This window comes from Methylacidimicrobium sp. AP8 (assembly GCF_903064525.1).
GTDB lineage: Bacteria > Verrucomicrobiota > Verrucomicrobiia > Methylacidiphilales > Methylacidiphilaceae > Methylacidimicrobium.
In genome coordinates, this window is sequence record NZ_LR797830.1 from 295,302 (window position 1) to 321,241 (window position 25,940).

The window sequence follows — 25,940 nt, forward strand, 5'->3', positions numbered from 1 at the left end:
GACCGCAGCTGATTTTGGTCCCGCGAAAGAATTTTCTCCCACGGCCCGGCAGAAGAACCGATCGGCGAAGCAAGAGGCGGGGGATAGGCCGGGCGATGGGGATCAGGGCAGGATGCTAGGCGAATCGGATGCATGAATCCTAACCACATGATCATCGGCCTGGGGGGGACAGGAGGCAAAATCATCCGGGCCTTCCGAAAGACCATCTACCAGGAATTCCGAAGCTTGAGTCCCAAGGAGATAAGCCTCGGATACCTCTACGTCGATTCGAGCGACGAGCTGATGCATCTTGACGATCCCACCTGGAAGATCCTGGGGCAGAGCGTGCAGCTGGGGCCGAACAGCCAGCTGCACATTCGGTGCGCCAATCTCTCCGCCATCCTGGAAAATCTGACCAACTATCCGGGCATCCGCCCTTGGATCGGAGATCGTGCGATTTGGAACGACATTTTGGGCGGAATCGTCGGCGACGCGATCGGCGGACAGAAGCGGAGGCTCGGCCGGTTTCTCTTCGCCAATCATGCGACCGAGTTTCGCAACCGGCTGACCGCTCAGGTGCGCGAGCTGCAACAGGGCGGGGAGGCCAGCGTGACCTTCCACGTCTGTGCCGGCCTGGCGGGAGGGACCGGGAGCGGTACGATCATCGACGCCTTTTGCCAGATCCGGCGTCTCTATCCCGACTCCTTGCAATATCGCATCATCGGATACCTTCTCCTTCCGGAGGAACATCCGAAGCCCAACTGGAACACCGGCAACTACCATGCCAACGGCTATGCGGCGCTGGCGGAGCTCAACGCGCTGAGCGTCGGAAAGTTCTTCCCCTGCGACATCGCGGGGGACGGCAGCCGGATGACCGACTTGCAGACGCCCTTTAACGGCGCCTATCTCTTCAGCACGCACAACGAGAACGGGCTTGCTCTCAGCGTGGACGACATCCCGAACGTGGTCGCGGATTTTCTCTATCAGAAGATCGTCACGGTGCGGAAGGTGAACTGGGCGAACCTAGCCAGGCAGGAGAACGCGGAAAACGGAGACGGGATGCCGGAAACGATCCCTGGGACCAACATCGGGGTTCGGTCCAAAAGATGGCTCACCTTCGGGGTGAAGAGGATTGCCGTGCCGGAGGAGGAGATTGCGGAATATCTCGCCTACCAGTTCGCCCGGCAGGCGGCCCTGCAGCTCCGCTACAACAACTGGTCGGAGACCGAGGGCTACCTGCCCAACGCCAAGAACGTCGATCTGATGAGCTACGCGACCGCTCCGGAGCAGCTCGAGCGGTGGCTGATCTCCGACGAGCACCTGATTTTGTCGGCGCCCGTCCTGGAGGCGGACGGGACGCAGGGGCGTTGGCAGCCGATCACCCGGTACTGGACGACCGTTGTCGGGGCTTTCAAGCAGGAGATCCAGGAGAGGGAGGACGGAGCCAAGTGGCTCGACAGCCTCAAGGGAAGGCTGGAAATCCGTTTCAGCGACCAGTACCGCGGTCACGGTGTCAAGGCCTTTTATCAGACCGTATCGGCCTCGGCCCGGGAGCGGGCGCGGGAGATCCGGCAGAAGCTCGAGAGAGAGTTGTTCGGCAACTGGCGGGACGGGGTCCGGTCCGTTCATGAGATCGGCGCGCTCGTGGGCGCCGTGATCAGCTATCTGCGCGCCCGCTTCGAACGCTTCGATGACGACTTGTCCAAAGCGAAATCGCAGGAGGAGAGTCTTGCCAAGAAGCTCAAGGAGCAAGAGAAGGAATGGGTTAAGGTCGGGGTCATCTCCGACATGTTCGGGAAACGGAAGCGGATTTTCGACGCCTGTGCCCTGACCCTCCAAGACCTCTACGCCTGCCGGACGCGCATCGAAGGTTGGCAGTTCGCCAAGAAATTCGCTCCGGTGCTCATCGAGGAGATGACCCAATTGAAAGCCGAGCTCGACCGGAGCTCCGCGATGATCGCGGAGGCGCTCAAGAGCTTCGAGGAGCAGATTGCCGAACGCTGCGTCGATGAAGGCGGAGCGGTCGATTATCGGCAGCAGGTCATCCGGTTCTACGATCCGGATCTGGTCCGGACGGTGACGCGCAGGCTAATGAAGGATGCCAGGGAGCAGCTCACCCAGACGCAGCGGGTCCGGTCCGCTCTGGTCGGCATGTTGGGCGACAAGCTCGATTTCCGCACGTTCAATGAACGGATCAACCGGACGACCTTCCTGGACGTGCTCGCCAGCCAGTGCATGGAGAACGCGAAGATCGCCCACAATAATCTAATCGAAAGCACCAAGGAGAAGCTGATCGGTGTGAGCATCATCGATAAGCTGCGCGACCGCTATGGGGATCGGCAGTCCCTCCGCCTCTTCGTGGATGGAATCGTCAAAGCGGCCGGCAACTACTTGATTTTCAACCCGGACGAAATCAAGCGATCGGCGCCGGGAATCAATCCGGGGGCGCAAATCTGCGTCTCGACCTTCACGGTGATCCTCCCCAAGGCGCCGGAAGCGGAAGATTTCGTCAAGATGCTGCGCGAGGTCTTTTGGGAGTGCGTGCAGACGACGGCGCGCGATTTCCTGGAGGGGAGCCGACCCAACGAGATCATCCTGGCCAGCGTCACCAATCTTTTCCCGCTGCGCGTGGTCCAGCTGCTCTCCTTTCTGCGGGCTCGGTATCTGGAACGGGTCAACGGCCCCAACCCGGCCCGCGCCCGGATGGAAATCCATATCGAGGATGACGGGCAGTCTCTTCCGAGCCTTTTCCTGCCGAGCCGGAGCGAGCTCCAGGATCGGATCGCTCCCTATCTGCTCCTCGGCAAGGCCTTGGGATTGATCGCCGGCCGGGAGAACGAACGAGGGGCTCAGGAGCTGGCCATGCTCACCAAGGACGAGTTCGGCATCGAGACGCCGATCTTCCTGGAAGGAGCGACGATCCCCGAAATCCTGGCCAATCTCCCTGAGTCGAAAGCCTTGACCCTGGAGGAAGCGGTAGCCAAGCACCTTGAGGATCCCCAGGTGCGCCGGGATCCGAATCGCACCGAGACGACACAGAAGCTAGTCGCCATGGTCAACGAGTTCTCGCGTCAGCTCCCTCTTTCGGATCCTCAGGCCAAGCTTTTCCCGGAATGGGGCCGGCGGGCGATCAAGCTGCTCCGCGGGGAGGGATAGCGCCGTGCCTCCCGCACCGGAGAGCTCGGGAGAACCGCCGGTCAGACGAGGCTTTTGCCGGAACTACGGAAATTGTCCGACCCGAGCGGATACCCGCGCGGTGATCGCAGTTCCGGAAGGCAAGGAGTTTGTCTGCCCGGACTGCGGGAGCCCTCTGGTTCCTGAGGAAGAGGTTCTTCGCCGGCCGAGCCGAAGCCGTAAGGGAGGGCTTGGCCTCTTTCTGCTGCTTCTTCTGTTGCTGGGCGGCGGGGCGGGTCTTTGGCTGGCCCTGCGCGGGCAGCCGAGTCCCAAAACCGCGCCCGCGCCCCCGTCGCCGCCGCCTCCCATGACGCCCCCGCCGCCCATTGCCGAGCGGACGCTCTTTACCGTCTCCGGCTCCCGAATTCTGGCGGCGAGGCTTGTCCCCGAGCTGGTGCAAGCATTCCTCTCCGAAGAGCTGCGCGCGACCGAGGTCGCCATCCGGCGGGGAAGGGACGGCCGATCGCTTGTCGTCGCCGGAAAGTCCGCGGAGGGGAAGGAAGAGCTTTGGGTCCGCATCGCGGCTTCGAGCACCGCGGAGGGCTGGAAGGATCTAGCCGAAGACAGAACCCAGATCGCGATGGCCTTCCGCAGAATTACGCCCGAGGAAGCGGCGCTTTTCGGCAAGGCGGTCAACATCACGGCACCGGACTCCGAGCATGTCATCGGTGTCAGCGGAATCGCGGCGATCGTTTCGCCCGCCAACCCGGTTTCTCAGATCTCCTTGAGCGATCTGCGCAAGATCTTTCAGGGCTGGGAAGGGAGCGGCAAGGCCCTAGGCTTCCCGGGAGGGAAAATCGCCCTCTACGCTCCTGCGGCGGACACGGCCGGCTGGCAACTCTTCGCTCGCCGTGTGCTTGGGGGGGCTCCCGGCTCGTCCGCGATCATCCGCTTGGAAAGCGGCGAGGAGGTCTCTTCCCGGGTCGCGGCCGATGCTCGGGCCCTCGGGATCGTCGACTTCCCCCACATCGGTCGCTGCAAGGCCTTGGCTCTCTATGAGAAGGGCACTATCCCGCTGGCCCCGACGTTCGCATCGCTCGAGTCGGAAGCCTATCTGCTTTCGACTCGGCTCTACCTCTACACGAAGGGGAGCGGGCGGAATCCCGACGTTGACGCCTTTATCCAGTTCGCCCTTTCCGATCGGGGGCAGCAGGTCGTGCAGAAGGTCGGCTTCGTCGGCGCGGCGACAAAGGCGGCCGAAGCGGCGGAATCGTTGATTCAACCGAAGACCGAAATCCCCCGCGATGCGCCGATGGATTACCGGGACCTGGTCAAGGGGGGGAATCGGGTCGCCTTCGACGTCCGTTTCCGGACCGGGAGCGCCGAGCTGGACAACAAGGCTCTCGTCGACATTCGTAGGCTGGCGAAGGTGATGAGCGAAAGGGGGGAGGCGGACCAAGCGGTTCTCCTGATCGGCTTTACCGACAATGTGGGGGATCGCGCCTACAACTTGCGCCTCTCGGTCGAACGGGCAAAAAGCGTGGGCCAGGCGCTACGCGTCCTGGGGATCCCCGTCGCAGCGACCGCAGGGGAGGGGGACCAGATGCCCGTAGCGTCGAATGACACCCCGGAGGGCCGAGAGAAGAATCGCCGCGTCGAGCTTTGGATCGTTCAGGGGAAAGCCGCCGCGCAGCCCTAACCAGCTTCCCTAGCTCACAAAATTTCTATCCGGGGTGCGGGGCCGACGGGCCTGGAGGCAAGGCGGGGCGTGGGTTTGCCCTGCGGAGCTGTATGAAGCCATTGTACGAGGAGGGCCAGAAACCGAGCCCTGAAGAAGGAGTCGGATCCATTGCGCAAGCCGCAGGAGAAGGCTTGTCAGACAGAAAGACCAACTCTGCTCTTACTTTGACAAAGCCGTGAAAATGAGAGAGAATGTTTCGTCACTAGGGCCAGGAGGCGTATGAGCGATCTTGTTGATCCCGATGCGGATGTGAATCCTAGGAACCGGCCGGTGAACGCGGCCGGCAACGGACGGGCAAACGGCGCCCCGCCGCCTGCCGGAAGGGCTTCCGGGCGAACGCGCAAGGGGAAATGTCCGAACTTTGGGGAATGCCCGAACGGCGGAACGGTGATCGAGGTGCCGGAAGGGGCGTCATTCGTCTGCCCGGAATGCAACAGCGAGCTTTTGCCCGAACAAAGCCGCGGGGCCCGAAAATTACGGAGGCTCTTGGTCCCCTGTGCGCTTGCTGCGGCTCTCGGCCTCTTGGGAGCCGGTTCCTATTGGGTCGCGGGATCCCTGGTGAGCCTGATTGCGAAAAAGGGGGGCAACGAGTTGGGGACGACGGTGCAAAAGGGCGGGCCTCCGTCCGGCGACGGCAAAGGAGAGCTTGCGCTGCCTCCTCTGCGGGAGCGGAAGCCGACGCTCGCCGATGCGGAAGCGGCATTGCGGAAGGATCTGCCAAAGGGAATCACGCTGGTTTCGCTAAAACCGAACGAGGAGCAAAAAAATCCGGACGGCTCCTGGAGCAATGCCTATGACGCAACCGTCGTAGCCGAGAACGCGTACTATTGGGTTCCCGTTGCGGATCTGGATGCCGCAAACTTGGCCAGGCGGTTAGGCGAGGTTCCCGCTGACGAGCGGTCCTGGGCGCGACGGCACCTGAAAGATCTAGTGCTTACTCAGGACCAGGGACCAGGCCAGGAGTATCTCTTCGACCGGAAGAAGCCGCTCGCTTTCTTGACGCCGGGCACCCCGTTCCCATTCGTGTGGAAAGTCGTGGCGACACCCGGAGAGGATGGTTCGTGGAAGTTCGTCCCGACCTCCCCACTTCCTTTTACGGCGCCGGCGCCGAGCGAAGGGGGAGCGGACACCCGGTTGGTGCTGCTGAGCGACCCCGAGCTCGAGCAGGCGCAATTGCTCGAGAGGCGGCGTTGGGACCAATTCGTCCAGCGGCTTAAGGAAATCGATCGGCAGGCCAGAAGCCGATACCGCGAGGTCATGAGCAACGCCCCCGCCCGGGTCCGGAAGCCGGACGTGTTCCGAGCGGGGAGCGGCGGACCGACGACCCTGGCGGAAGGAGCCGGGCTCGGTGCGGTCGGCGGAGCCTTGGGGAGCCATGTTCGGCGGCGGGGAAGGGGCCGGGATTGGCGCGGGGATCGGCATGCTCCTGGGAGCCCTCGGCGGGGGGATCTATTCGCACCAGAAGCAGCAGAAGCAATACGAGGCGGCGCTGGCCGAGCGGGAGAGATATGAGCGCATGGCTGCCTCCGCCAAGCGCCGAGCACGCGATGAGCTTCTCGCGCAGTACGAGCAAGAGCTGGAGCAGCAGGCGCAGCAGCGGCTCTCGCTGCTGGCGGGCGGCACCGTGGGGGTGAGCAAGTCTTCGCCTTTTGGGGGCGGCCCCGCGAATCCGTGGAGAGACCCGGCGGCTACGGAGATGCCCCCGTCCTCGTCGGAGGGTTCCGGGCCGCCACCTATGCCTCCGCTACCGACGCAACAAACCGATGGACCACCGTCGGGATCCGGACCGTTCGGTGGCAACGCTCCTTTCCCGCCGACGGATAGCGGTGGCCCTCCACCACCTCCTCCCCCGCCTCCGCCGTATTGAACGCGTTCCTAGGCGGATAGATCGGCTAACCGCCGGCGACTACCCGCAGCACTTCCACGCGATCTTCCGGCTGGAGCCGGCGCACGCTCCATTCCCGCCTGGGAAGGACCTCCTTGTTGAGTTCTACGAGAACAATCTTGGCGGGATAGCCGAGAGAGACCAGGAGATCCGAGACCGAGGTGCCGGCGGGGACCGTCGCCTCCTTCCCGTTCACGTGGATGCGGCATTCGTCAGGCATTCTTCCCAATCTTTCCATACCGGTTCGTAGCCGATCTCGCGTAGGCGGTCGGCGATCGCACGCGGAGACCGTTCGTCGGAGGTGGCGAATTGTTCCTCGGCTGCGTCGGCTGCTTCCACTGGAGTCGGCGGTTCCGAACGGCCGGCGACCGTCCGGTGCAGCCGCTCCCTTCCCGCGCCCGTGTAGCCTCCGGGATCGGTTCGGGATCCTGCGCTTAGGAGCGTGATGCCGAGCGGAATCAGCCGATCCCGTAGCAAGGGGGATTCGCGGGTGGAAAGAACAAGTCCGACCTGAGGAAAAAGGATCCGAAAAGCGCAGTGCAGCTGGACGAATTCCCGATCGGAGACCGGATATTCCGGCACGAACCCGCCGGCTGCAGGCCGCAAGCGCGGCAGCGAGATCGTCAAATAGGATCGCCAGGCATGCTTGAGGAGCCATGCCGCATGGGCTGCCAGGGCGAAGGCATCTTCGCGCCAAGGAGCCAGGCCAAGGAGGGCGCCGATCCCGATCCGGCGAAAGCCTGCGCGGTAGGCCCGTTCCGGCGCCTGGAGCCGCCAACCGAAGTCGCGTTTCGGCCCGGAGAGATGAAGAGAGGCGTACGCTTGCGGATCATAGGTCTCCTGATACACAACGACCCCTTCGGCTCCGGAATCGACGATCCGGCGGTACTCGTCGGTTTCCAAAGGAGCAATCTCGATCGAGATTGAAGGGAAATACGGGCGGATTCGTCGAATGCAGGCCGCCACATACGCTGGCGAAACCCATTTGGGGTGCTCTCCGGCAACCAGGAGAATCGATCGAAATCCCTGCTCGGCCAGGTACCGGGCTTCCCGCTCGACCTCCTCCGGGCTCAGCGTGACGCGGAGAATCGGGTTGGATCGGGAAAAGCCGCAATAGCGGCAGACATTCACACACTCGTTGGAGAGGTAGAGCGGAGCGAAGAGCCGGACGGTTTTCCCGTAGTGCTGGACGGTCCGATCGTGCGCTCTCTGCGCCATGGCTTCCATTTCCGAAGGCGTCTTGGGCTCCAGGAGGGAACGAAAGAGAGCTTGCTCACGGAAGAACGGAAAGGTTCGCTCCTGCAGCGCTTCGAGAAAGGACATGATGCAAGCCTAGCGCAGGCCGCGCCCGGCCACAAGAGAGCGCACCGGCCGCAAGCCCGAGAAAATCCTCTCCCTGCGGCGATCGAATGCTCTATTTGTTTCCTATGGCCTTGGCTCTTCTCTCCTCGGCTCGGCGCGAGCCGATCGACCCGTATCCGGGTCTTGAGACGGTGCGCCATCTCTATGTGCACACCCCGTTCTGCGCCACGGTCTGCCCCTATTGCGCCTTCTATGTCCACACCGGGTCGGCAGCCGAGATGCGCTCCTTTGTCGAGGCCCTCTTGCTGGAGTGGGATAGGCTCCGGCGGACCTACCCGATCGCAGCGCGGACGCTCTACTTCGGTGGGGGAACCCCTTCCCTTCTCCCCCTCGATGCGTTCCGCCGGCTGGCCGAGGCCCTCCGTCCATGGGAGAGCGTGGAGGCGACGCTCGAGGCGAACCCCCGAACGGTGACTCCGGAGAAAGCGGCGGCATGGCGAGAGCTTGGGATCGGGCGGGTCAGCCTCGGGGTGCAGTCGCTCGATCCGGCCGTGCTTCGCACCCTCGGTCGCCGGCACCGCCCCCGGGACGTGGAGCGGACGATGGCGGTCCTCCGCGAGGCCGGCTTCGAGAACATCAACGTCGATCTGATCTTCGGGGTTCCCGGCCAGTCCATCGCTTCCTGGAAAGAGACTCTGGAAGGGGTGATTGCCATGGCTCCTGCGCATATCTCGGCTTACGAGCTCACCTACGAGGAGGACACGCCCTTTTTCGAAGCTCGGGCGGCGGGAGTTTGGCGCGAGGACGAGGAGCGCTCGATTGCCATGTACCGGGAAGCTTGGAGCCTCTTGGAAGCGGCCGGATACCGGCAGTACGAGATTTCCAACTATGCCCGGCCCGGTCGGGAGTGTTTGCACAATCAGGGCTACTGGATGGGGGACGACTATCTCGGTCTCGGCCCGGGCGCCTTCTCGACCGTAGGCTTGCGCCGCTGGCAGAACAGGAGGCATACCGGCCGATACGTCGCCGCGCTCTCTGCCGGACGAGAGCCCCCGAGAGAGGAGGAAGGGCTATCTGAAGAGGTGCGGCGCCGCGAGCGGCTGATGCTGGGCCTACGGACCAGCCGCGGCATACCCTATTCCTGGATTGAGGGAGAAGCCGAACGGGCGCGTGCCCTGATCGGTCAAGGATTGGCCGAGCTCTCGGACGGAACTTTCCGGCTTACTCCGGAAGGAAGGCTTTTGGCCGACGGGATTGCCGGTCTTTTCGTCTGACAATCGGGCTGCGGGCGGAGGATTTTTCGCGGAGAACCTCTATTTGGGGCTAACGGTCTCTCGATCGGAGGGGGGAGGGAAGGGGTCGAAGCGGAAGATGATCTCCCCCTTCTTTCCCATGTTCAGCCGGTCCCGGGCGATCCGGGTCAGGTAATTGGGATCCGACTGGAGAAGCTCGAGCTGGAGATTGAGCTCCCGGTTGCGCGCTTGCTCCGCCGCAACTTGGCGTTGGATCTGCTCTTTCTGGCGCTCCAAGCGATCGATCTGCTGGACCAGAGGCCAGAACGCCGATAAGAGGAGCCCCAGCCCGGTCAGCAGTATGCCGATGCCGAGTAGGTGACTCAACCTGGCCCAAATCGTGTCCCCGCTCATGCGTCCGGCGCCCCCCGGGGCGACTCCTGCCTGCACCCGTGCCTCCTGCCGCCGGCAGGCCGGTTGTCGGGATCACGGTGACCATTGCCCATATCGGCCTTCTTCTCCCAAGTCTTCCTCGATCCGAAGCAGCTCGTTGTACTTGGCGGTACGATCGGATCGGGAGAAGGAGCCTGTCTTGATCTGACCGGCATTGCAAGCCACCGCCAGATGCGCAAGAAAGGCATCCTCGGTCTCTCCCGATCGGTGGCTGAGCATTACCGCATACCCGCTGCGCTTGGCCAGATCAACGGTTTCCAGGGTTTCCGAAAGGGTTCCGATCTGATTGGGCTTGATCAAAATCGAATTGGCGACACCGGCCGCGATCCCCTTTCGCAGGAATTCCGGATTGGTTACGAAGAGGTCGTCGCCGACGAGCTGGACGTTCTTTCCCAGCTCGCGGGTGAGGATCTGCCAGCCGTCCCAGTCGTTTTCCGCCGCTCCGTCCTCAATGGATAGAATCGGATACCGTTTGCAGAGGTCCTTGTAGTATTCGACCAGGTGGATGGCCGGCATGCGTCTCCGGTCGGATTTGCGAAAGACGTAGGCCGCCGTCGTCGGATCGAAGAACTCGCTTGCCGCCGGGTCGATCGCGAACCAGATCTCCTTGCCGGGTGCGTATCCGGCCCTCTTGACGGCGGCGCAGAGCAGCTCGAAGACTTCCTCCACGGAGGAGAGGTTGGGAGCGAACCCTCCTTCGTCGCCGAGCCCGGTTCCCAGGTTCCGCTCCCGGAGCAGAGCCCGCAGGGCATGGAAGGTTTCCACCCCGTAGCGGATGGCTTCCGAAAAGCTCGGAGCGCCGCGGGGCACGATCATGAACTCCTGGAAATCGAGCGGCGCATCGGAATGGGCGCCCCCGTTGATTACGTTGGCGAAGGGCACGGGCAAAAGAGCGCTTCCCGTTCCGCCCAGGTACCGGTAAAGAGGGATGCCTAAGGCGGAAGCGGCGGCCCGGGCGACTGCGAGCGACACCCCGAGGGTGGCATTGGCACCCAGATGGCTCTTATTCCTGGTGCCGTCGATCTCGCGTAAGAGGCGGTCGATTTCCCGTTGGGAGAGGGCATCGCGTCCTTGCAGGGCCGGAGCGATGATCGCACGAACGTTCTGGATCGCCTTTTCCACCCCTTTGCCTCCGTAGCGGTCTTTGTTCCCGTCCCGGAGCTCGAGCGCCTCATTCGCTCCGGTCGAAGCCCCGGAGGGGACCATGGCTTGTCCCCGGGTGCCGTCCTCGAGGGTGACTTCGGCCTCCAGCGTCGGGTTGCCCCGGGAATCCAATACTTGCCGAGCCCAGATCCGGCGGAGAGAGAAGCGGCCCATGTCCGCAGCTTTCTTGGCTCCCAGCCGCTGGGAACACAAGCTAATTCTCGGGAGAGGGCGCGTTAGTGCGCCATCCCTTCGGCCTGCGGCTTGCCCTTGGCCGGTGCTAGGAAAATAACCAGGGGGAGCGAAGCCAAGCAGATCCAGCCGGACCATTGGAAGATGTCGACGTAGGCCCAGAGGCTTGCTTGATTGGTGAGGGTCCGGTAGAGCTCGCCGAGCGCCTGCGCCGCGCCGGGAACCGTTCCGGATTGGCCGGCGAGATAGCCTTGAATCGTCGCGAGGCTGTCCCGGTAGTTCGGGTTTTCCGGCGTGTAGTAGCCGGCCAGGAAATTCTGATGCACTTGGGCGAAGCGTTGGGAGTAGGTCGCGATGAGCGAGGTGCCGACGCTGCCCCCGATGTTGCGGAAGAGATTGAAGAGGCCGGTGGCGTTCCCCATCTGCTCGCGGCGCAGGGTAACGACGGCCGCGGTGGTGAGCGGAACGAAGACCAGGGGAGCTCCGAATCCGTTGAGGAGGTTGGGGATCACCACGTTCCATTGTGCAATCGAGATGTTGAAGTTTCCCATGAGGAAGGAAGAGGCGGCCAAGAGGAGGAAGCCGAGGGCGACCAGAGAGCGCGCGCTTATGCGCCCGAGCATCCTTCCGGCGAAGATCGACCCGGCCACGGCTCCGATTCCCCGGGGGCTTACGGCGATCCCGCTCTGGAAGGCCGTATAGGAGATCAGCGTCTGGAGAAAGAGCGGAAGGGCGGCCAGGGTTCCGTAAAGGACGACGCCGATCAGAAAGACGAGGCTGACTCCGGTGCCGAAGCTCCGGTCCTTGAGGATGCGGAGGTCGACCAGCGGCTCGCGCACGGAGAACTCCCGGATCACGAAGCCGGTGAGCCCGACGGCGGAGAGGAAGGCCATCCAACGGAGCCAGACGGCTCCGAACCAGTCGTCCTCCTGCCCCTTGTCGAGAAGCACTTGCAGGCAGCCGAGGCCGACAGTCAGAAAGAAAAGCCCCCAGATGTCGATTCGGCTCGGTCGATTCCGGCGTAGGTACGGCGGATCTTCGACGAAGAGGGCCGACAAGAGGATCGCCAGGAGGCCGACCGGCAGGTTGATGTAGAAGCACCAGCGCCAGTTGGCGTTGTCGGTCAGCCACCCGCCCAGGACCGGCCCGAGAATCGGCGCGACCACGACCCCGAGGGCGAAGAGGCCCATCGCCTGGCCCCGCTTGGAAGGCGGGAAGCTTTCCAGGAGGATCGCCTGCGAGATCGGCTGGAGCCCTCCGCCGCCCGCCCCTTGCAGGACGCGGAAGACGATCAGGGTGCCGAGGTTGGAAGCCGCGCCGCAGAGGGCGGAGCTGAGGGTGAAGAGGGCGATGCAGCCCAGGAAGAGATTGCGCCGGCCGAAGCGCCGGCCGAGCCAGTCGGTGAGCGGCAGGACCACCGCATTGGAGACGAGGTAGCTGGTGAGAACCCAGGTGGCCTGCGAGTTGCTAGCCGCCAGCCCTCCGGCGATATACGGGAGGGCCACGTTCAGAATCGTCGTGTCGAGCACTTCCATGAAGGTCGCCAGCATGACGGAGAGGGCGACGATCCATGGATTGTGCTTCGGCTGCCAGCCGGCGTCGGGGTTCCCGTCCATGACGAGCCCCGCAGCCTAGCGCTTATCGGCAGGAGAGCCAAGGACAAGATATCCGCTCCGCCGAAGGCCGGTGAAGCGGCTGCCGCGCGGATCGATCTTTCTTCGCCAGGGAACCAGGCTTGCGGGCTCCCCCAAGCTTCCAAAGTCGCCGGAAGTTGTGCGCCGAGCAGACCGACAACCATGCTCCCTGTGCTTTGGCTTGTTGCCCTCGGAGCCGAAACGCCCGGAAGCCGTGACCGATTTGGGCGATGCCGAAGACCACCGGTTCGACCGTCTGCTTGCCTCAAGGATAGAGGCGGCGGCTTCCCGGGCTGGCGAACTTTTCCCCCCCCGCTTTACCCCATCTTGCGTCTTGGGGGGGCGCTATATTCCGCGGGCGCCTCCCGACGACGATCGGTGGGCCGGAACTCGTATTGCCGGCGGCATTGCGGAGCTTCAACCCTCATCGCAGAATAGACTGCGATTCCCTCCGCCTGGAGAGCCTCGACCTCTTCGCCATGAAGAAGCCGCCGGCTCCGCGCAACGGAGCTTTTTTTTGGAAAGCGGACGCCTTCCTCGCTCCCTTTCAGCAAGCGGTATCCGGGCGGAGCGCTTCTTCCAGCGCCCTGCGGCAGGAGGAGAGTTGCGCGGCGGAATCGTTTTCCGGTGGAGGGATCAGGTGGCCGACTCGGACATGGCAGCCGGAAAACGGGTGGGGAATTTGGAAACGATCCCAGCTCCGCAGCTCCGATTTCCGGGAGAAGCGGCAGGTGATGGGAACGATGGGACGCCCGAGCAGCTGGGCGACCTGCATAACGCCATCCTGAACCTGATAGCGGGGCCCGCGCGGACCGTCCGGCGTCACTGCGATGTCGTGTCCTTCCCTTCCCAGCCGGAGGATTGTCCGGAGCCCGAGGCTTCCTCGCCGGGAAGAAGAGCCGCGTGCCGCTTCGAATCCAAAATGGGCGAGAAGCCGGGCCAGTACCTCGCCGTCATTGCTGGCGCTGACCAGCGCTGCAAGCTTCCGCCCGGGGAAGTGGCGTGCGTAAAGAGCCGGCATGACAAGGAGCCGGTTGTGCCAAAACGCGAAGATCAGAGGCTCCTTCGGCGGGCGGCTCACGATGCCCTGCGGATCGTCCACGGCTAGGCGGAGAGTACCGGTGATGCCGCGGACGAGGAACGCCCCGAGCACCGGCGAGAGGTTCCTGCGTAGCCAACGGCGCCGCGAGGCGATCCAGGCTTGCGCATTCTGCGCCCGATCGAGCCGTCGGCTTTCTTCGGCTTGGGGATCCGTGCTCATTCCGATGCCGCAGCCTCCTCCGCAGACTCTTCCTTGAGGCGTTCGATCCGGACGCGCCGGAACTTCTGGGGGAGCACATCTTCGGCCACCAGGCGGAAGCCGTCGACCTGGATGGTTTCGAACCGCCTGGGCTGCCGGCCCCACTGGGCCAGGCACCATTGCGAGACGGTTTGGGTAGTTTCGGTGGGGAGCGGCCAATTTGTTTCAATGGCCAGATCGCGCAGCGGGAGATCCCCGTCGACCGTCGCCGAATCCGGAGTCAGCTCATAAATCGGGTTCTTTTCGATGTCGAACTCGTCCCGAATATCGCCGACCAGCTCTTCGAGGACGTCTTCGAAGGTCACCAATCCGAGCATCCGGCCTTCGCCGTCGTTCACGATGGCCATGTGCGTCCTCGCCTTGCGGAACTCCTCGAGCATCGCGGGCAGGAGGATGTTCGGCGGGAAGAAAAGGGCGGGACGGAGGATGGCAGAGATCGTGGTCTGCTTGCCCAGCGCGATGTATTGCCAGAGGAGCTCTTGCAAGAGGATGATTCCGACGACCTGGTCCTTGCTGCCGGCGCACACGGGGAACCGGCTATAGCCGGAACTTTGCGCGATCCGGATCGTCTCCTCGATCGGCGCATCGCGCCAGAGCACGACCGCCCGCTCGCGTGGAACCATGACATGCTCCGCTCGCGTCTGCCGCAGGCGGAGGGCCTTGACCATGATCTTGTTGATCAGCTCGTCGAAAGGATGGGCGTGAGGAGAGTGGATGAGGATCTGCTGGAGCTCCTCGCGGCTGAGCGAAGGGCTTCCGCTTTCGGGCGGCGGAAGGGCGAAGCCGAGCAGCCGGAGGAGCAGGTCGGCGGTCTCGTGCAGGATCCAGACGAATGGGTAGAAGAGGTAGTAGAAGACGAGGAGCGGAGGGCTGAGCAGGAGGACGATCTTTTGCGAGTGTTGGAGGGCCAGGAACTTCGGGGTGAGCTCGCCGAGCGCGATGCAGACGAAGGTGATCAGGATGAAGCCGAGCAGCGAGCTTACCGAGTGGAGGACAGGCCCTTTCGGCAGCCCGACCGAGAGAAGGAGGGGATTGAGCCAATCGGTCATGATCGGCTGCCCGGCCCATCCGAGCCCGATGCTGGCCAGGGAAACGCCGATTTGGATGGCCGGCAGGAAGCGGTCGGGCTCGCGCACCATCTGCAAGGCCAAAGGAAGCCTCCAATCGGAACCTTTCAACAGGGGCTTGAGCTGGGTGACCCGGACCTTGACGATCGCGAATTCGATGGCGACGAAAAACGCGTTGGCCGCTACCAGCAGCGGCAGCAGAAGGGCTCTCCACCCGGAATCCGCCCCTGTATCCATCCTTTGTTCGACTTTCCGCTTGCCGAAAGTTGCGCCTTGTCCGAATTCCCTTGGGTAAAAGCCTTTCCCGTTACATGACGACCGGACGCTTCCTTAGAAATCCCGCAGCCCCCTCGTTCCCGTGTCGTCCGCGGGGCTGCTTAAAGAAGGCGGAAGGAGAGGCGTACCGGGAGGCGCTCTCGTTCCTGGGTCAGTGCCGCCGATGGGGCATGAAGCTGGGTCTGGAGAACATGGAGCTTCTCGCGCAGGCTGTGGGATCGCCTCAGGACGGCTTGCATTTTCTTCACATCGCTGGCACCAACGGAAAAGGTTCGACGGCCTCCTTCCTGGCCGCCGCTCTCCGCGCCGCCGGCTACCGTGTCGGTCTCTATACTTCGCCCCATCTTTGCACTGTCCGCGAGAGAATTCAGATCGACGGGGCAATGGCAACTCAGCGGCAATTTACTCGGTGGATCCGAACCGTTCAAGCAGCAATCGGAACCCTGGAACGGAAGCATCCCGGATTTTCCCCCACCTTTTTTGAGGTCCTGACCGCCGCGGCGCTGCTCGCCTTTCGGCAAGCGGAAGTGGATTGGGTGATATGGGAGACCGGTCTGGGCGGAAGGCTCGATGCGACCAACATCGTACGTCCGGAGGCCTGCGTCATCACCACGATCGGGATCGAGCATACCGCCCAGCTCGGCGATTCCCTGTCCGAAATCGCTCGGGAGAAGGCGGGAATCCTCAAGCCCGGGGTCCCGGTCGTCGTGGGCGTGGTCCCGGAGGAGGCTCGGAAAGCGATCGAGGAGAGGGCCGCCCAGATTGGCAGCCCGCTCCTGGCGATTGGCCGGACTGCAGCGGAGCCTTGGGACGGGCGGGAGGCTTGCCAGAGGGTTCGGATCGACGGGCAACGGTTCGTTCTTGGTCTTCTGGGCGAGCATCAGCTGCACAACGCGGCCTGCGCCTACGCGGTCCTCCGGTTGCCGATCTTTTTGGGGAAGCCGCTTCCCCGGAAGTCGATTCGCGCCGGCTTCCGGGCGGTGCGCTGGCCGGGGCGATTCCAGGTATGGAAGAGAAGCCCTCTCTGGATCCTGGACGGTGCCCATAACCCCCAGGCGGCCGAGGCTCTGTTGCACGCCTGGCGCACCTGTTTCGGCGGGCGGTCCTATCACCTGGTTTTTGCCGTCTTAAGAGACAAAGACTTCCGGGCGTTGGCCGCCGTTCTCGCCCGGCAGGCGCACCGGGTCAGCCTAGTCAGGCTTGCTACGGAGCGCGGGCTCGACCCGGTCCGGCTGGTCGAATGTTTTCCTTCCGTGCCGTCCCGGGTTTACGGCTGCTGGAGGGAAGCGAGAGCAGATCTGGCCGAGGATCCAGGCCCCGTGCTCGTGGCCGGTTCCCTCTTCCTGGTCGGGGAGGTGCTGGCCGATCAGCCGGGATTCGATCCCGGACTCGAGTTCAACGAGCTTCTCGAGCCTTCGCATGCCGATTCGCATGGTTCTCTTTGATCTCGTCGGGACGATCCTCCGGCCGGCGGTTCCCGTGGAAGAGACCTACGCGGCCGCAGCGGCCCGGCATGGGCTCCCCATCGATCCTGCGGTCGTGGCGGAAAACTTCCAACGCGCGTTGGCGAACCACGGCCATCGCCTTCGGGCCGGCGTTCCCTCGGATGGAGACGACCGCGTCTATTGGCGAGAGATCGTGGGGGAGAGCCTCGCTCCGGCGCTTGCGCGCTGCCCGGGGAAAGCGGGCGAGATAGCCGAAGAGCTCTACCTCCGCTACGGGAGCGGCGAAGCCTGGCGGCTCTATCCGGAAGTTCGAGGAGTTTTGGACGCTTTGCAGTGCGCGAAACGACCGCTGGGGATTTTATCCAATTGGGATCGGCGGGCGCGGCGCGTGCTGGCCGACCTAGGCATCTCGGACTTTTTTTCGGCTCTGTTCCTGAGCGCCGAGATGGGCGTAGCCAAGCCCGACCCGCGCGTCTACCGCCTGGCTGCCGAGCGGCTGGGCCTTCCGCCGACTGCCCTTCTTCTGGTCGGCGACGATCCGGAAAGCGACGGCACGGCGCCGCGAGCCTGCGGCTACTCGACGTGGTTGGTCCGGCGGCCCGAGGATGACCTGGAAAGCTTGCTGCCTTGGCTGGCCGGCGGTGTATAAGTCTTTGTGCTTTTCTCCCGGCTGTGCGATAGGAATCCCCGGTGACAGAGCAGCGGACCGGCGTCTCGACCATAGGCTTGAAGATCCTCATGGGGGTCACAGGACTCATCCTGGTCGGCTATGTCTGCCTGCACATGCTGGGGAACTGGGAGGTCTTCCTTCCGCCGGTCTACATCAACCAGTACGCCTATCTTCTGAAATCGTTTCCTCTCCTTCTCTGGACCGTGCGGCTACTGCTCCTCGCTTCGTTCCTCATCCACGTTGCCTGCGCGGCTCGACTCGCGGAGCTCCGTCGAGCGGCTCGGCCAGTTGCCTACGATCGGCGGAAGCCCAATGGAGCCAGCTGGGAATCTCGAACCATGCTGCTGACCGGGGTCGGGCTCGGTCTCTTCGTTCTCTTCCACCTCTACCATTTCACGTGGCACCTCCCCCCGTTTTCCGCGTTCGAGGGCTTCACCACCCACCTTTCGGACTCGAGGCGCGCCGTGCCCGATGTGCATCGGATGATGGTCGAAGGGTTGAGGAACCCGTTGGTGGCCGCCATCTATTTGCTCGGCATGGGGTGCCTCTTTTTTCACGTTCGGCACGGGGTGGACGGAATCTTCTGCTCTCTTGGGCTGGTCAACCGGCGGCGCTTTCCCTGGCAGCGGTGGCTCTCCCACGCTCTGGGTTGGATCTTGTTCCTTGGCTTTTCCGCCATTCCGGTGGCTATCCTCGCCGGGTGGGTTCGGTGAGGGGCGAAGGCGGCTGAGGAAAGGAAGGACGCCGATGAACGTTCCGGATGCCCGGATTCCGGATGGACCGCTCGAGCGGAAGTGGGAGCGATGCCGCGATCAGCTCGCCTTGGTATCCCCCGCCAACCGGCGGCGCCGGCGCCTGATCGTGATCGGGACCGGATTGGCCGGATCCTCGGCGGCGGCCTCTTTGGGAGAACTCGGATACACCGTCGACTGCTTCTGCATCCAGGATAGCCCGCGGCGGGCCCATAGCGTCGCCGCCCAGGGGGGGATCAACGCGGCCAAGAACTACCGGAACGATGGAGACTCGGTATTCCGGCTGTTCCAGGATACGATCAAAGGAGGAGACTTCCGTTCGCGCGAGGCGAATGTCTACCGGCTGGCGGAGCTCAGCGGCCGGATCATCGATCAGTGCGTGGCCCAGGGGGTTCCTTTTGCCCGGGAGTACGGCGGCCTATTGGCCAACCGCTCCTTCGGCGGAGTGCAGGTCTCTCGGACGTTCTACGCGCGGGGCGCGACCGGGCAGCAGCTCCTGCTCGGCGCCTACGGTGCGCTCAACCGGCAGATCGCATCGGGCCAGGTGCGGATGCATCCGCGAACCGAAATGCTCGACCTGGTCGTAAGCGACGGCTGCGCCCAGGGCGTGATCGTCCGGAATCTGGTGAGCGGCCGGGTCTATGCTTGTAGCGCGGACGCGGTCGTCCTGGCGAGCGGCGGATACGGGAACATCTTCTATCTCTCGACGAACGGGCGGCTGTCCAACGCCACCGCGATTTGGCGTGCGTACAAGCAAGGGGCCGGGCTCGCCAATCCCTGCTTTACCCAGATTCATCCGACCTGCATCCCCCCCTCGGGGGGCTCCCAGTCGAAGCTCACCCTGATGTCGGAGTCGTTGCGCAACGACGGTCGGGTCTGGGTCCCGAAAACACCGCACGATCCTCGGCCGCCGAATGAAATTCCCGAATCGGAGCGGGACTATTTTCTCGAGCGCCTCTATCCCAGTTTCGGGGCTCTGGTCCCTCGAGACATCGCGAGCCGGGCCCTCAAACGGATGTGCGACGAGGGATACGGCGTCGGTCCCCATGGGCGCGGCGTCTATCTCGACCTCCGCGATGCCCTCCGCCGGCTCGGGCGCCGGACCGTCCTGGAAAGGTACGGAAATCTCATCGATATGTATCGCCAGGTCACCGGGAAAGATCCGCTCGTTGAGCCGATGCGGATCTACCCTGCGATTCATTACGTGATGGGCGGGCTATGGGTCGACTACCACCTGATGTCGACCATCCCGGGACTTTTTGTCCTGGGAGAAGCCAACTTCTCGGACCACGGAGCCAACCGTTTGGGAGCCAGCGCCCTGATGCAAGGCTTGGCCGACGGGTATTTCGTGCTGCCCAACACGATCGGGGATTACCTGGCGCGGAAGAAGAGCAGCTGCCTGCCGCCGGACGCCGCCCCTTTCCGGGACGGCGTCCGGAGGGTGGAGGAACGCTTGAAGAAACTCCTTTCGCTGCAAGGCCGGAAGACCGCGGCCGAATTCCACAAGGAGCTGGGGGCCCTGCTTTGGGACCATTGCGGCATGGTGCGCAACGCGTCCGGTCTGCGGACGGCGGCCGAAAGGATTCGGGAGCTCCGGGAGTCCTTCTGGACCGAGGCGCGGTTGGTCGGAGATGCCTACGGCTATAACCAGGCGCTGGAGCAAGCGGGGCGGGTCGCCGATTTCCTCGAGCTCGGCGAGCTCCTCTGCCTCGATGCGCTGGCGCGGGAAGAATCGTGCGGCTGTCACTTTCGCGAGGAGCACCAGACGGCGGAGGGAGAATGTCGGCGGGATGATGATCGCTTCGCTCACGTGGCCGTCTGGTTCTTTCGCGGAGAGGAGGAGCCTCCGGAGCGGGCGGTCGAGCCGCTCCGCTTCGAAAACGTGGAGCTGGCCCCGAGGAGGTACCGATAGGTGAAGATCACCTTGCGCATCTGGAGGCAGCGCTCTCCCGAGGAGCCCGGAGCCTTCGTGGAGTACGTTCGGGAGAACGTCGCAGCCTCGATGTCCTTCCTGGAGGTGCTTGACGACCTCAACCAAGACCTGGAGAAGAGCGGAAACGATCCTGTCGCCTTCGAGCACGACTGTCGCGAGGGCATCTGCGGGAGCTGCTCGCTTGTGATCGACGGACGTCCCCACGGCCCCGGCAAGGGAACGACGACCTGCCAGATCTACATGCGCAGCTTTCCGGACGGAGCCCGGATCACCGTGGAGCCCTTTCGCAGCAAGGCGTTCCCCTTGATCAAGGATCTTGTGGTCGATCGAAGCGCCTTCGACAGGATCTTGCAGGCCGGGGGCTACATTTCGGTCGCGACCGGACAGGCGCCGGAAGCGAACACCGTGCCGATCAGCCACGACGTGGCCGAGGAAGCCTTCGATGCCGCGCACTGCATCGGTTGCGGGGCTTGCGTCGCCGCCTGCATTAACAGCTCCGCCGTCCTTTTCGTCGGTGCCAAGGCGAGGCATTTAGGGATGCTCCCCCAGGGAAAGATCGAGCAAGATGCGCGCGTGGTCCGGTTGGTGAGGGCGATGGACGCCGAGGGCTTCGGCGGCTGCAGCTTCACCCGGGCTTGCGAGGCGGTATGCCCGAAGGACATTTCCGTCGGGGTCATCTCCTCGCTCAACCGGGCGTACCTCTTGGCGCGGGCCAAGGAACTCCTGGGTTGGATTCCGCCGATCCGCCGTGCCTGACCAGCGCTGATCGTCCGCCCGCGTTCGGAAGGAAGAAAAGGAAGCCATGGAGGAAAAAAGACCCTCTTCTTTCCGGGTCTTGAGCCTGGTCCTTGACCGCCTCCATCGCCGCTTCTTCTGGCTTCTGCTTGCGGTGCACGGGCTAGCGGCGATCGCGCCCGATCCGGGCCGGCGTGCGCGCGGCCTTGTCTTCGGGTCGGTTTCGATCCTGGGGGAACCCTTCTCGATCTCCCTGCCGGTCGTCCTCCTTTTTCTCCTCCTCGGAAACAGCGGGTTCGGTGTCTCGGCGGGCGGGATGAAAAAGCTTTTCGGCAACCCCCGCCCCCTTGTTTTCGGGCTTCTGGTCAACATCGTTCTCCCGCTGCTCTTTCTCGCGGGGCTGCGAGCGGCCTTGGGGCGATGGCATAATCGGGAGGAGGCGGAGAGCCTCGTGATGGGGCTCGGCCTAGTCGCGGCCATGCCCATTGCGGGGGCTTCGGCGGCCTGGTGCCAGAACGCCGGCGGGGACATGGCCCTTTCCTTGGGCCTGGTGCTCGGCTCGACGGCGCTAAGTCCGTTTGCGGGGTCCCTCTCCCTCCATGTCGTGGCGGCGATGGTAGGTGGCGACTACGCGGAGGATCTCCACGAGATGGCCGGACGCAGCATGGGGGTCTTCCTTTCCCTTTGCGTCGTCCTGCCTTCCGTGCTCGGCATTCTGTTCCGCCGCCTGGCGGGCGAAGGCGTCTTCGAACATCTCCGTCCGGCCCTGCGCCCAGCCAACGAGCTGATTCTTCTCGGATTGCTCTATATGAACGCCTCGATCTCCCTTCCCTATGCGTTCCGTCACTTCGACCCGGATTTTCTCGCGATGCTCCTGGTCGGCTCCGGCACCCTCTGTCTGCTCCGTTTTCAGTGCGGAGAATGGTTGGGACGGCTTTTGCGGACCTCGCCCTCCGAACGGACCGCGCTCGTCTTCGCGCTGGGCATGAACAACAACGGAGGCGGATTGACCTTGGCGACCATCGCCATCCCCGACCATCCCCTTGCGATCCTGCCGATCGTTTTCTATACCCTGCTCCAGCAGCTGACGGCCGCTTGGTACTACAGCTATCGGATCCCTCGTCGTGACCAAGCGGAGGCGGGCGACTCGGGGCGCAGGGCTACCCGAAGCGGCCGGTAAGGTAATCCTCGGTCTGCTGCTGGCTTGGATTGGTAAAGAGTTTCTTCGTCGATTCGAACTCGATCAATTTCCCTTCGAGGAAAAAGGCGGTGAAATCCGCTGTCCGTCCCGCCTCCTGCAAGTTGTGGGTGACGAGCACGATCGAATAGCGTTCCCCCAGCTCCCGAATGAGAGATTCGATCTGGGCGGTCGCAATCGGATCGAGCGCCGAGCAGGGCTCGTCCATCAGCAGGACTTCCGGGCGGACGGCCAGGGCCCTGGCGATGCAAAGCCGCTGCTGCTGGCCACCGGACAGCTCGGTCCCCGGCGCATGGAGCCGATCCTTGACCTCGTTCCAAAGCGCCGCCATGCGGAGCGCTTCTTCGAGCCGTTCCTCGAGGAGCTCGCGGTTCCGGATGCCCGCAAGCCGGAGGCCGACCAGGACGTTTTCCTGGACGCTCATCGTAGGGAAAGGGGTCGATCTCTGAAAGACCATGCCGACGCGACGCCGCAGCAGGATCGGATCGACCTTCGGGTCATAGATATCCTCGCCGAAGAGGCGGACCTTTCCCTGTACGCGCGCGCCAGGGGCGAACTCGTGCATCCGGTTGAGCGTCCGCAGGAAGGTACTCTTGCCGCACCCGCTCGGACCGATGATCGCCGTCACGCGGCGGGCCGGAATCTTCATCGAGATCCCGTGGAGCACGGCACGCTTCCCGAACCAGGCGTAGAGATCCTCGACGTCGAAGGCGGGTAGGCCGCCATGGGTTGTATCGCCTCGGGAGGCGCTTCTTCGTGCGGGATCGGATGCGCCGCCGGTCATTCTCATTTCCCCCGATAGAGCAAGCGGACGACTACATTCATGAGAAAGACGAGGGCGAAGAGAACCAGGGCTCCCGCCCACGCTTGGCTGTGCCAGTCCGGATAGGGAGAGATGGCGTAGGTGAAAATTTGGAGCGGGAGCGCAGCCATCGGCTCTTGCAGGCGGGTGGTCCAGACGCGGTTGCCGAAGGCGGTGAAAAGAAGGGGTGCGGTCTCGCCCGCCGCGCGGGCAGCAGAGAGCAGCACACCCGCGACGATCCCCCGCCGGGCGATCGCGAGTACGATGTGCGGCAGGATTTGGCTCTTTCGAAGGCCGAGCGCCAGTCCGGCTTCGTAGTAGGCGGGCGGAACGAGCCGGAGGGTGTCTTCGGTGGTTCGCAAGATCAACGGGATCATAATAAAGGCGAGGGCGAGGCCTCCGGCAAGGCCCGAGAAGGTCTTCATGCGGAGGACAACCCAGGAATAGACGACGATCCCCCAGATGATGGAAGGAACCCCGTTGAGCACGTCCGCCGTTAACCGGACGGCAGCACGCAGCCGCGGCTCCTTGTGCCCGAGCAGGAAGACGCCTCCGAGCACCCCGATGGGCGCTGCGATCACGGTCGCCAAGGCGACCAGAAGGCAGCTTCCGGCGATGGCATTCGCCATCCCGCCGCCGGCTTCTCCCACCGGCTTCGGCAGCTGCGTGAGAAAATCCCAGGTGAGGGAGGCCCCTCCGGAGGAGAGAAGGAAGATCAGGACGAGCACCAGCGGGCTTAGGACGGTCACTGCAGCCAGGAGGGAGAGGATTCGGAAGAAGCGGTCGACGGCCTTTCGGAAGTGGAATCGGCGGGCCTCAGCCCGTCTTTGGCGGGAACCCCGGTCCGCCGGAACCGGCTTAGGACCGGAATCGCTCGTCGACGCGCTCATCGGACCCCCTCCGTCGGCCGGCTGGGGAGCGTCCGCGGAGCGAAGAAAAAGGGCACATTGTGGATCAGCAGGCGGGCGAGGAAGTTGACGACCAAGGTCAACGCGACAAGGAGCAAGCCGATTTCGAAGAGAGCGGAGAGATGCTCTTCGGAGGTGGCTTCGGCAAATTCGTTCACCAGGACACTGGCGAGCGTGTAGCCCGGCGAAAAAAGGGAAAGCAGGATTTCCGGCCGATTCCCGATCACCATGGTGACCGCCATCGTCTCGCCCAGGGCACGTCCCAAGCCGAGAACGCCCGTGCCGAGCAGGGCGCTCCGGACATAGGGAAGGACCGCCACGCGGATCACTTCCCATCGCGTGGCTCCCAAAGCCCAGGCCGCCTCGCGGAGCACGGGAGGCACCGCCTCGAGGATCTCGATGGTCAGGGAGGTGATGATCGGGGTGATCATCATCGCGATGACCAGCGCTCCCGCCAAGAGGCTCACCCCGTAGATCGGACCCTGGAAAAGTGGAATCCACCCGAAGACCCTCTGCAAGAACGGGAAGGCCGCCTCCCGCAGCCAGGGGACCATTTCGAAAATGGCCCAGAGCCCCCAGACCACGCTCGGGACGGCGGCCATGAGGTCGACGAGCGCGCGTACGGGACGGCGGATCCACAACGGAGCGAATTCGGTCAAGGCCAGCGCGGTGGCGATCGATAAGGGGAACGCGAGGAGCAGGGCGAGGGTGGAGGAGACGAAGGTCCCGTACAAGAACGGGAGAGCGCCGAATCGACCCGCCACCGGGTCCCAATGGGATCCGGTGAGAAATCCGGCGCCGTAACGGCGGATTGCGAGCTCCGCACCCTGGTAGAGCTCCCATCCGAGCAGTCCGGCCAGAGCGAAAACCGAAAGCCCGGCCAACCCGACCACGATGTCGAACCCGACGTCTAGGAGGCGGCCTATGTTGAAGCAGGCGGCCAGAGGCTTCGCGCCGGAAGCGGCCGACGACGACGAAAGAGGGGAGTCCGACGGACGGTCTACGTGATGGTTCATGGTAGGGTCTCGCTGCGTTCGGGAAGAGGACAATGCCTCGCCTCGCCTTCCCTCACATTACGTGCCTCTCGGTGTTGTCTCTATCCTTAGCGAATCTCCGGCAACGAGGCCAGCACCTGTTCCCGCAGCCGTGGAGGTAGGGGGGCGTAGTCGAAAGAGGAGGCAAGGGCCTGGCCCTCGGTGAGACACCAACGCACGAAGGAGAGCAGCTTTTGCGCCTTGCGGCGATCGGGCGGGTTTTCGTAGAGGAGCAGCCAGGTGAGTCCGGCAATCGGGTAGGAACCGGGGCCGGCCGCATTGGCGATCGAGAGGCGGAAGTCATGCGGATCGGGCATGCTGGATGCCAGCGCCTGCGTCACCGACTCGGGCGATGGGAGAATGAAATTTCCGGCGAGGTTCTCGACGGCGGCATAGGGGATGTTGTTCTGCACAGCGTAGGCGAGTTCCAGATAGCCGATAGCACCGGGCAGAGAGCGGATCTGGCCGGCCACTCCCTCGTTCCCTTTGGCCCCGATCCCCGCCGGCCAGTGCACCGCCGTCCCTCGCCCGGCGATCCGGGCCCATTCCGGACTCACCTTCGTCAGATAGTCGGTGAAGATATAGGTAGTGCCGCTTCCGTCGGATCGGTGAACCACGACCAGAGGTAGGGAAGGCAGCGGGATGCCTGGGTTGATGCGCGCGAGCCGCGAATCGTTCCAATTCCGGATTCTGCCTAGGAAGATTTCGGCGATGATCGCCGGGGTGAGGCGGAGGGGAGGAGAACCGGGAAGATGATAGGCGAGCACGTCCGCGCCGGCGATCATCGGGATATGGAGGATCTTCCCCGGGGCTCTCGCCAGGAGACTGGTGCGCATGGGGCTATCGGACGCCCCGAAGTCGACGGTCTGATGCACCAACTGCTGCTGTCCCCCTCCCGATCCGATCGCCTGGTAGTTGAAGCGGACTGTCGGATCGAGCCGCTCGTAGGCGGCGAACCACCGGGTGTACAGAGGGTAGGGGAAGGAAGCGCCCGCGCCATTGATGAGGAGAGGCGCATCCTTGCGCGTTGGTGCCAGCGTAAGCCAGAGCAGGGCGGCTAGAAGCAGGAGGAAGAGGCTTCCGGGGCCCGGTATCTTCATGGGAAGGAGGCGATGGCGGCGATCGAGACTCCTCCGGGGCTAATG

General features: G+C 63.8%; 21 protein-coding genes. 10 read left to right on the forward strand and 11 right to left on the reverse strand.

Annotated elements, in window-relative coordinates; translation table 11 throughout:
* The first annotated feature begins 132 nt into the window (after positions 1-132).
* From MTHMO_RS01335 to MTHMO_RS01345, 3 genes are all read left to right on the forward strand, one after another.
* A complete protein-coding gene (locus tag MTHMO_RS01335) occupies positions 133-3,135 on the forward strand; it encodes a tubulin-like doman-containing protein (protein ID WP_237394689.1) in 3,003 nt (1,000 codons plus the stop codon).
* 100 nt (positions 3,136-3,235) lie between these two features.
* Positions 3,236-4,792 (forward strand): phosphate ABC transporter substrate-binding/OmpA family protein, encoded by a 1,557-nt coding sequence (locus MTHMO_RS01340; RefSeq protein WP_202213185.1) that lies wholly within the window; start codon positions 3,236-3,238, stop codon positions 4,790-4,792.
* A gap of 261 nt (positions 4,793-5,053) precedes the next feature.
* Entirely contained in the window at positions 5,054-6,346 is a 1,293-nt protein-coding gene (locus tag MTHMO_RS01345; protein WP_202213186.1) for a hypothetical protein, read from the forward strand.
* Between the two features lie 380 nt (positions 6,347-6,726).
* Here the strand turns inward: MTHMO_RS01345 and thiS are convergent, their stop codons facing one another.
* Both thiS and thiH read right to left on the reverse strand, forming a co-directional pair.
* Positions 6,727-6,939 carry a sulfur carrier protein ThiS gene (gene thiS, locus MTHMO_RS01350; protein WP_237394690.1) on the reverse strand — a complete coding sequence of 71 codons (213 nt, stop codon included), beginning with the start codon at positions 6,937-6,939 and terminating at the stop codon, positions 6,727-6,729.
* The gene (thiH, locus tag MTHMO_RS01355; protein ID WP_202213188.1) at positions 6,912-8,042 is read right to left on the reverse strand and encodes a 2-iminoacetate synthase ThiH; all 1,131 of its coding nucleotides are present in this window, start codon (positions 8,040-8,042) and stop codon (positions 6,912-6,914) included. Before thiH ends, thiS begins: the two co-directional genes overlap by 28 nt.
* Positions 8,043-8,146: 104 nt before the next feature.
* Between thiH and hemW the strand changes: the two genes are divergently transcribed.
* A complete protein-coding gene (gene hemW, locus MTHMO_RS01360) occupies positions 8,147-9,295 on the forward strand; it encodes a radical SAM family heme chaperone HemW (RefSeq protein WP_202213189.1) in 1,149 nt (382 codons plus the stop codon).
* A 39-nt stretch (positions 9,296-9,334) separates the two neighbouring features.
* Here the strand turns inward: hemW and MTHMO_RS01365 are convergent, their stop codons facing one another.
* The 5 genes from MTHMO_RS01365 to MTHMO_RS01385 form a co-directional block, all read right to left on the reverse strand.
* Positions 9,335-9,640, reverse strand: coding sequence for a septum formation initiator family protein (locus tag MTHMO_RS01365; RefSeq protein ID WP_202213190.1), 306 nt, complete (start codon positions 9,638-9,640; stop codon positions 9,335-9,337).
* A 99-nt stretch (positions 9,641-9,739) separates the two neighbouring features.
* The gene (gene eno, locus MTHMO_RS01370; protein ID WP_202213191.1) at positions 9,740-11,023 is read right to left on the reverse strand and encodes a phosphopyruvate hydratase; all 1,284 of its coding nucleotides are present in this window, start codon (positions 11,021-11,023) and stop codon (positions 9,740-9,742) included.
* Between the two features lie 62 nt (positions 11,024-11,085).
* On the reverse strand, positions 11,086-12,657 hold the full coding sequence (locus tag MTHMO_RS01375; protein ID WP_202213192.1) for a DHA2 family efflux MFS transporter permease subunit: 1,572 nt from the start codon (positions 12,655-12,657) through the stop codon (positions 11,086-11,088).
* A gap of 565 nt (positions 12,658-13,222) precedes the next feature.
* The gene (locus tag MTHMO_RS01380; RefSeq protein WP_202213193.1) at positions 13,223-13,936 is read right to left on the reverse strand and encodes a lysophospholipid acyltransferase family protein; all 714 of its coding nucleotides are present in this window, start codon (positions 13,934-13,936) and stop codon (positions 13,223-13,225) included.
* Positions 13,933-15,279, reverse strand: a complete 1,347-nt coding sequence (locus MTHMO_RS01385; protein ID WP_202213194.1) for a hemolysin family protein — start codon at positions 15,277-15,279, stop codon at positions 13,933-13,935. Before MTHMO_RS01385 ends, MTHMO_RS01380 begins: the two co-directional genes overlap by 4 nt.
* A gap of 74 nt (positions 15,280-15,353) precedes the next feature.
* On the opposite strand from MTHMO_RS01385, the gene MTHMO_RS01390 reads away from it, so the two are divergent.
* The 6 genes from MTHMO_RS01390 to MTHMO_RS01415 are packed head-to-tail and all read left to right on the forward strand — an operon-like array spanning position 15,354 to position 22,033.
* Positions 15,354-16,763, forward strand: a complete 1,410-nt coding sequence (locus tag MTHMO_RS01390; protein ID WP_202213195.1) for a folylpolyglutamate synthase/dihydrofolate synthase family protein — start codon at positions 15,354-15,356, stop codon at positions 16,761-16,763.
* Positions 16,750-17,412, forward strand: coding sequence for an HAD-IA family hydrolase (locus tag MTHMO_RS01395; RefSeq protein ID WP_202213196.1), 663 nt, complete (start codon positions 16,750-16,752; stop codon positions 17,410-17,412). The genes MTHMO_RS01390 and MTHMO_RS01395 overlap by 14 nt, the downstream gene beginning before the upstream one ends.
* A 41-nt stretch (positions 17,413-17,453) precedes the next feature.
* Positions 17,454-18,146: a succinate dehydrogenase cytochrome b subunit gene (locus tag MTHMO_RS01400; protein ID WP_237394691.1), complete on the forward strand. Its 693-nt coding sequence runs from the start codon at positions 17,454-17,456 to the stop codon at positions 18,144-18,146.
* Positions 18,147-18,180: 34 nt separating this feature from the next.
* Positions 18,181-20,097, forward strand: a complete 1,917-nt coding sequence (locus MTHMO_RS01405) for a fumarate reductase/succinate dehydrogenase flavoprotein subunit (RefSeq protein WP_202213197.1) — start codon at positions 18,181-18,183, stop codon at positions 20,095-20,097.
* Entirely contained in the window at positions 20,098-20,874 is a 777-nt protein-coding gene (locus tag MTHMO_RS01410; RefSeq protein ID WP_202213198.1) for a succinate dehydrogenase/fumarate reductase iron-sulfur subunit, read from the forward strand. It abuts the gene before it with no gap.
* A 46-nt stretch (positions 20,875-20,920) separates the two neighbouring features.
* On the forward strand, positions 20,921-22,033 hold the full coding sequence (locus tag MTHMO_RS01415) for a bile acid:sodium symporter family protein (protein WP_202213199.1): 1,113 nt from the start codon (positions 20,921-20,923) through the stop codon (positions 22,031-22,033).
* Here MTHMO_RS01415 and pstB read toward each other — a convergent pair.
* The 4 genes from pstB to pstS form a co-directional block, all read right to left on the reverse strand.
* Positions 22,014-22,835, reverse strand: a complete 822-nt coding sequence (gene pstB / locus MTHMO_RS01420; protein WP_202213200.1) for a phosphate ABC transporter ATP-binding protein PstB — start codon at positions 22,833-22,835, stop codon at positions 22,014-22,016. The genes MTHMO_RS01415 and pstB overlap by 20 nt on opposite strands.
* 2 nt (positions 22,836-22,837) lie before the next feature.
* Entirely contained in the window at positions 22,838-23,743 is a 906-nt protein-coding gene (gene pstA, locus MTHMO_RS01425) for a phosphate ABC transporter permease PstA (RefSeq protein ID WP_202213201.1), read from the reverse strand.
* Positions 23,740-24,777 carry a phosphate ABC transporter permease subunit PstC gene (gene pstC, locus MTHMO_RS01430; protein WP_202213202.1) on the reverse strand — a complete coding sequence of 346 codons (1,038 nt, stop codon included), beginning with the start codon at positions 24,775-24,777 and terminating at the stop codon, positions 23,740-23,742. The genes pstA and pstC overlap by 4 nt, the downstream gene beginning before the upstream one ends.
* A gap of 86 nt (positions 24,778-24,863) precedes the next feature.
* On the reverse strand, positions 24,864-25,895 hold the full coding sequence (pstS, locus tag MTHMO_RS01435) for a phosphate ABC transporter substrate-binding protein PstS (RefSeq protein ID WP_202213203.1): 1,032 nt from the start codon (positions 25,893-25,895) through the stop codon (positions 24,864-24,866).
* Between the last annotated feature and the right edge of the window lie 45 nt (positions 25,896-25,940).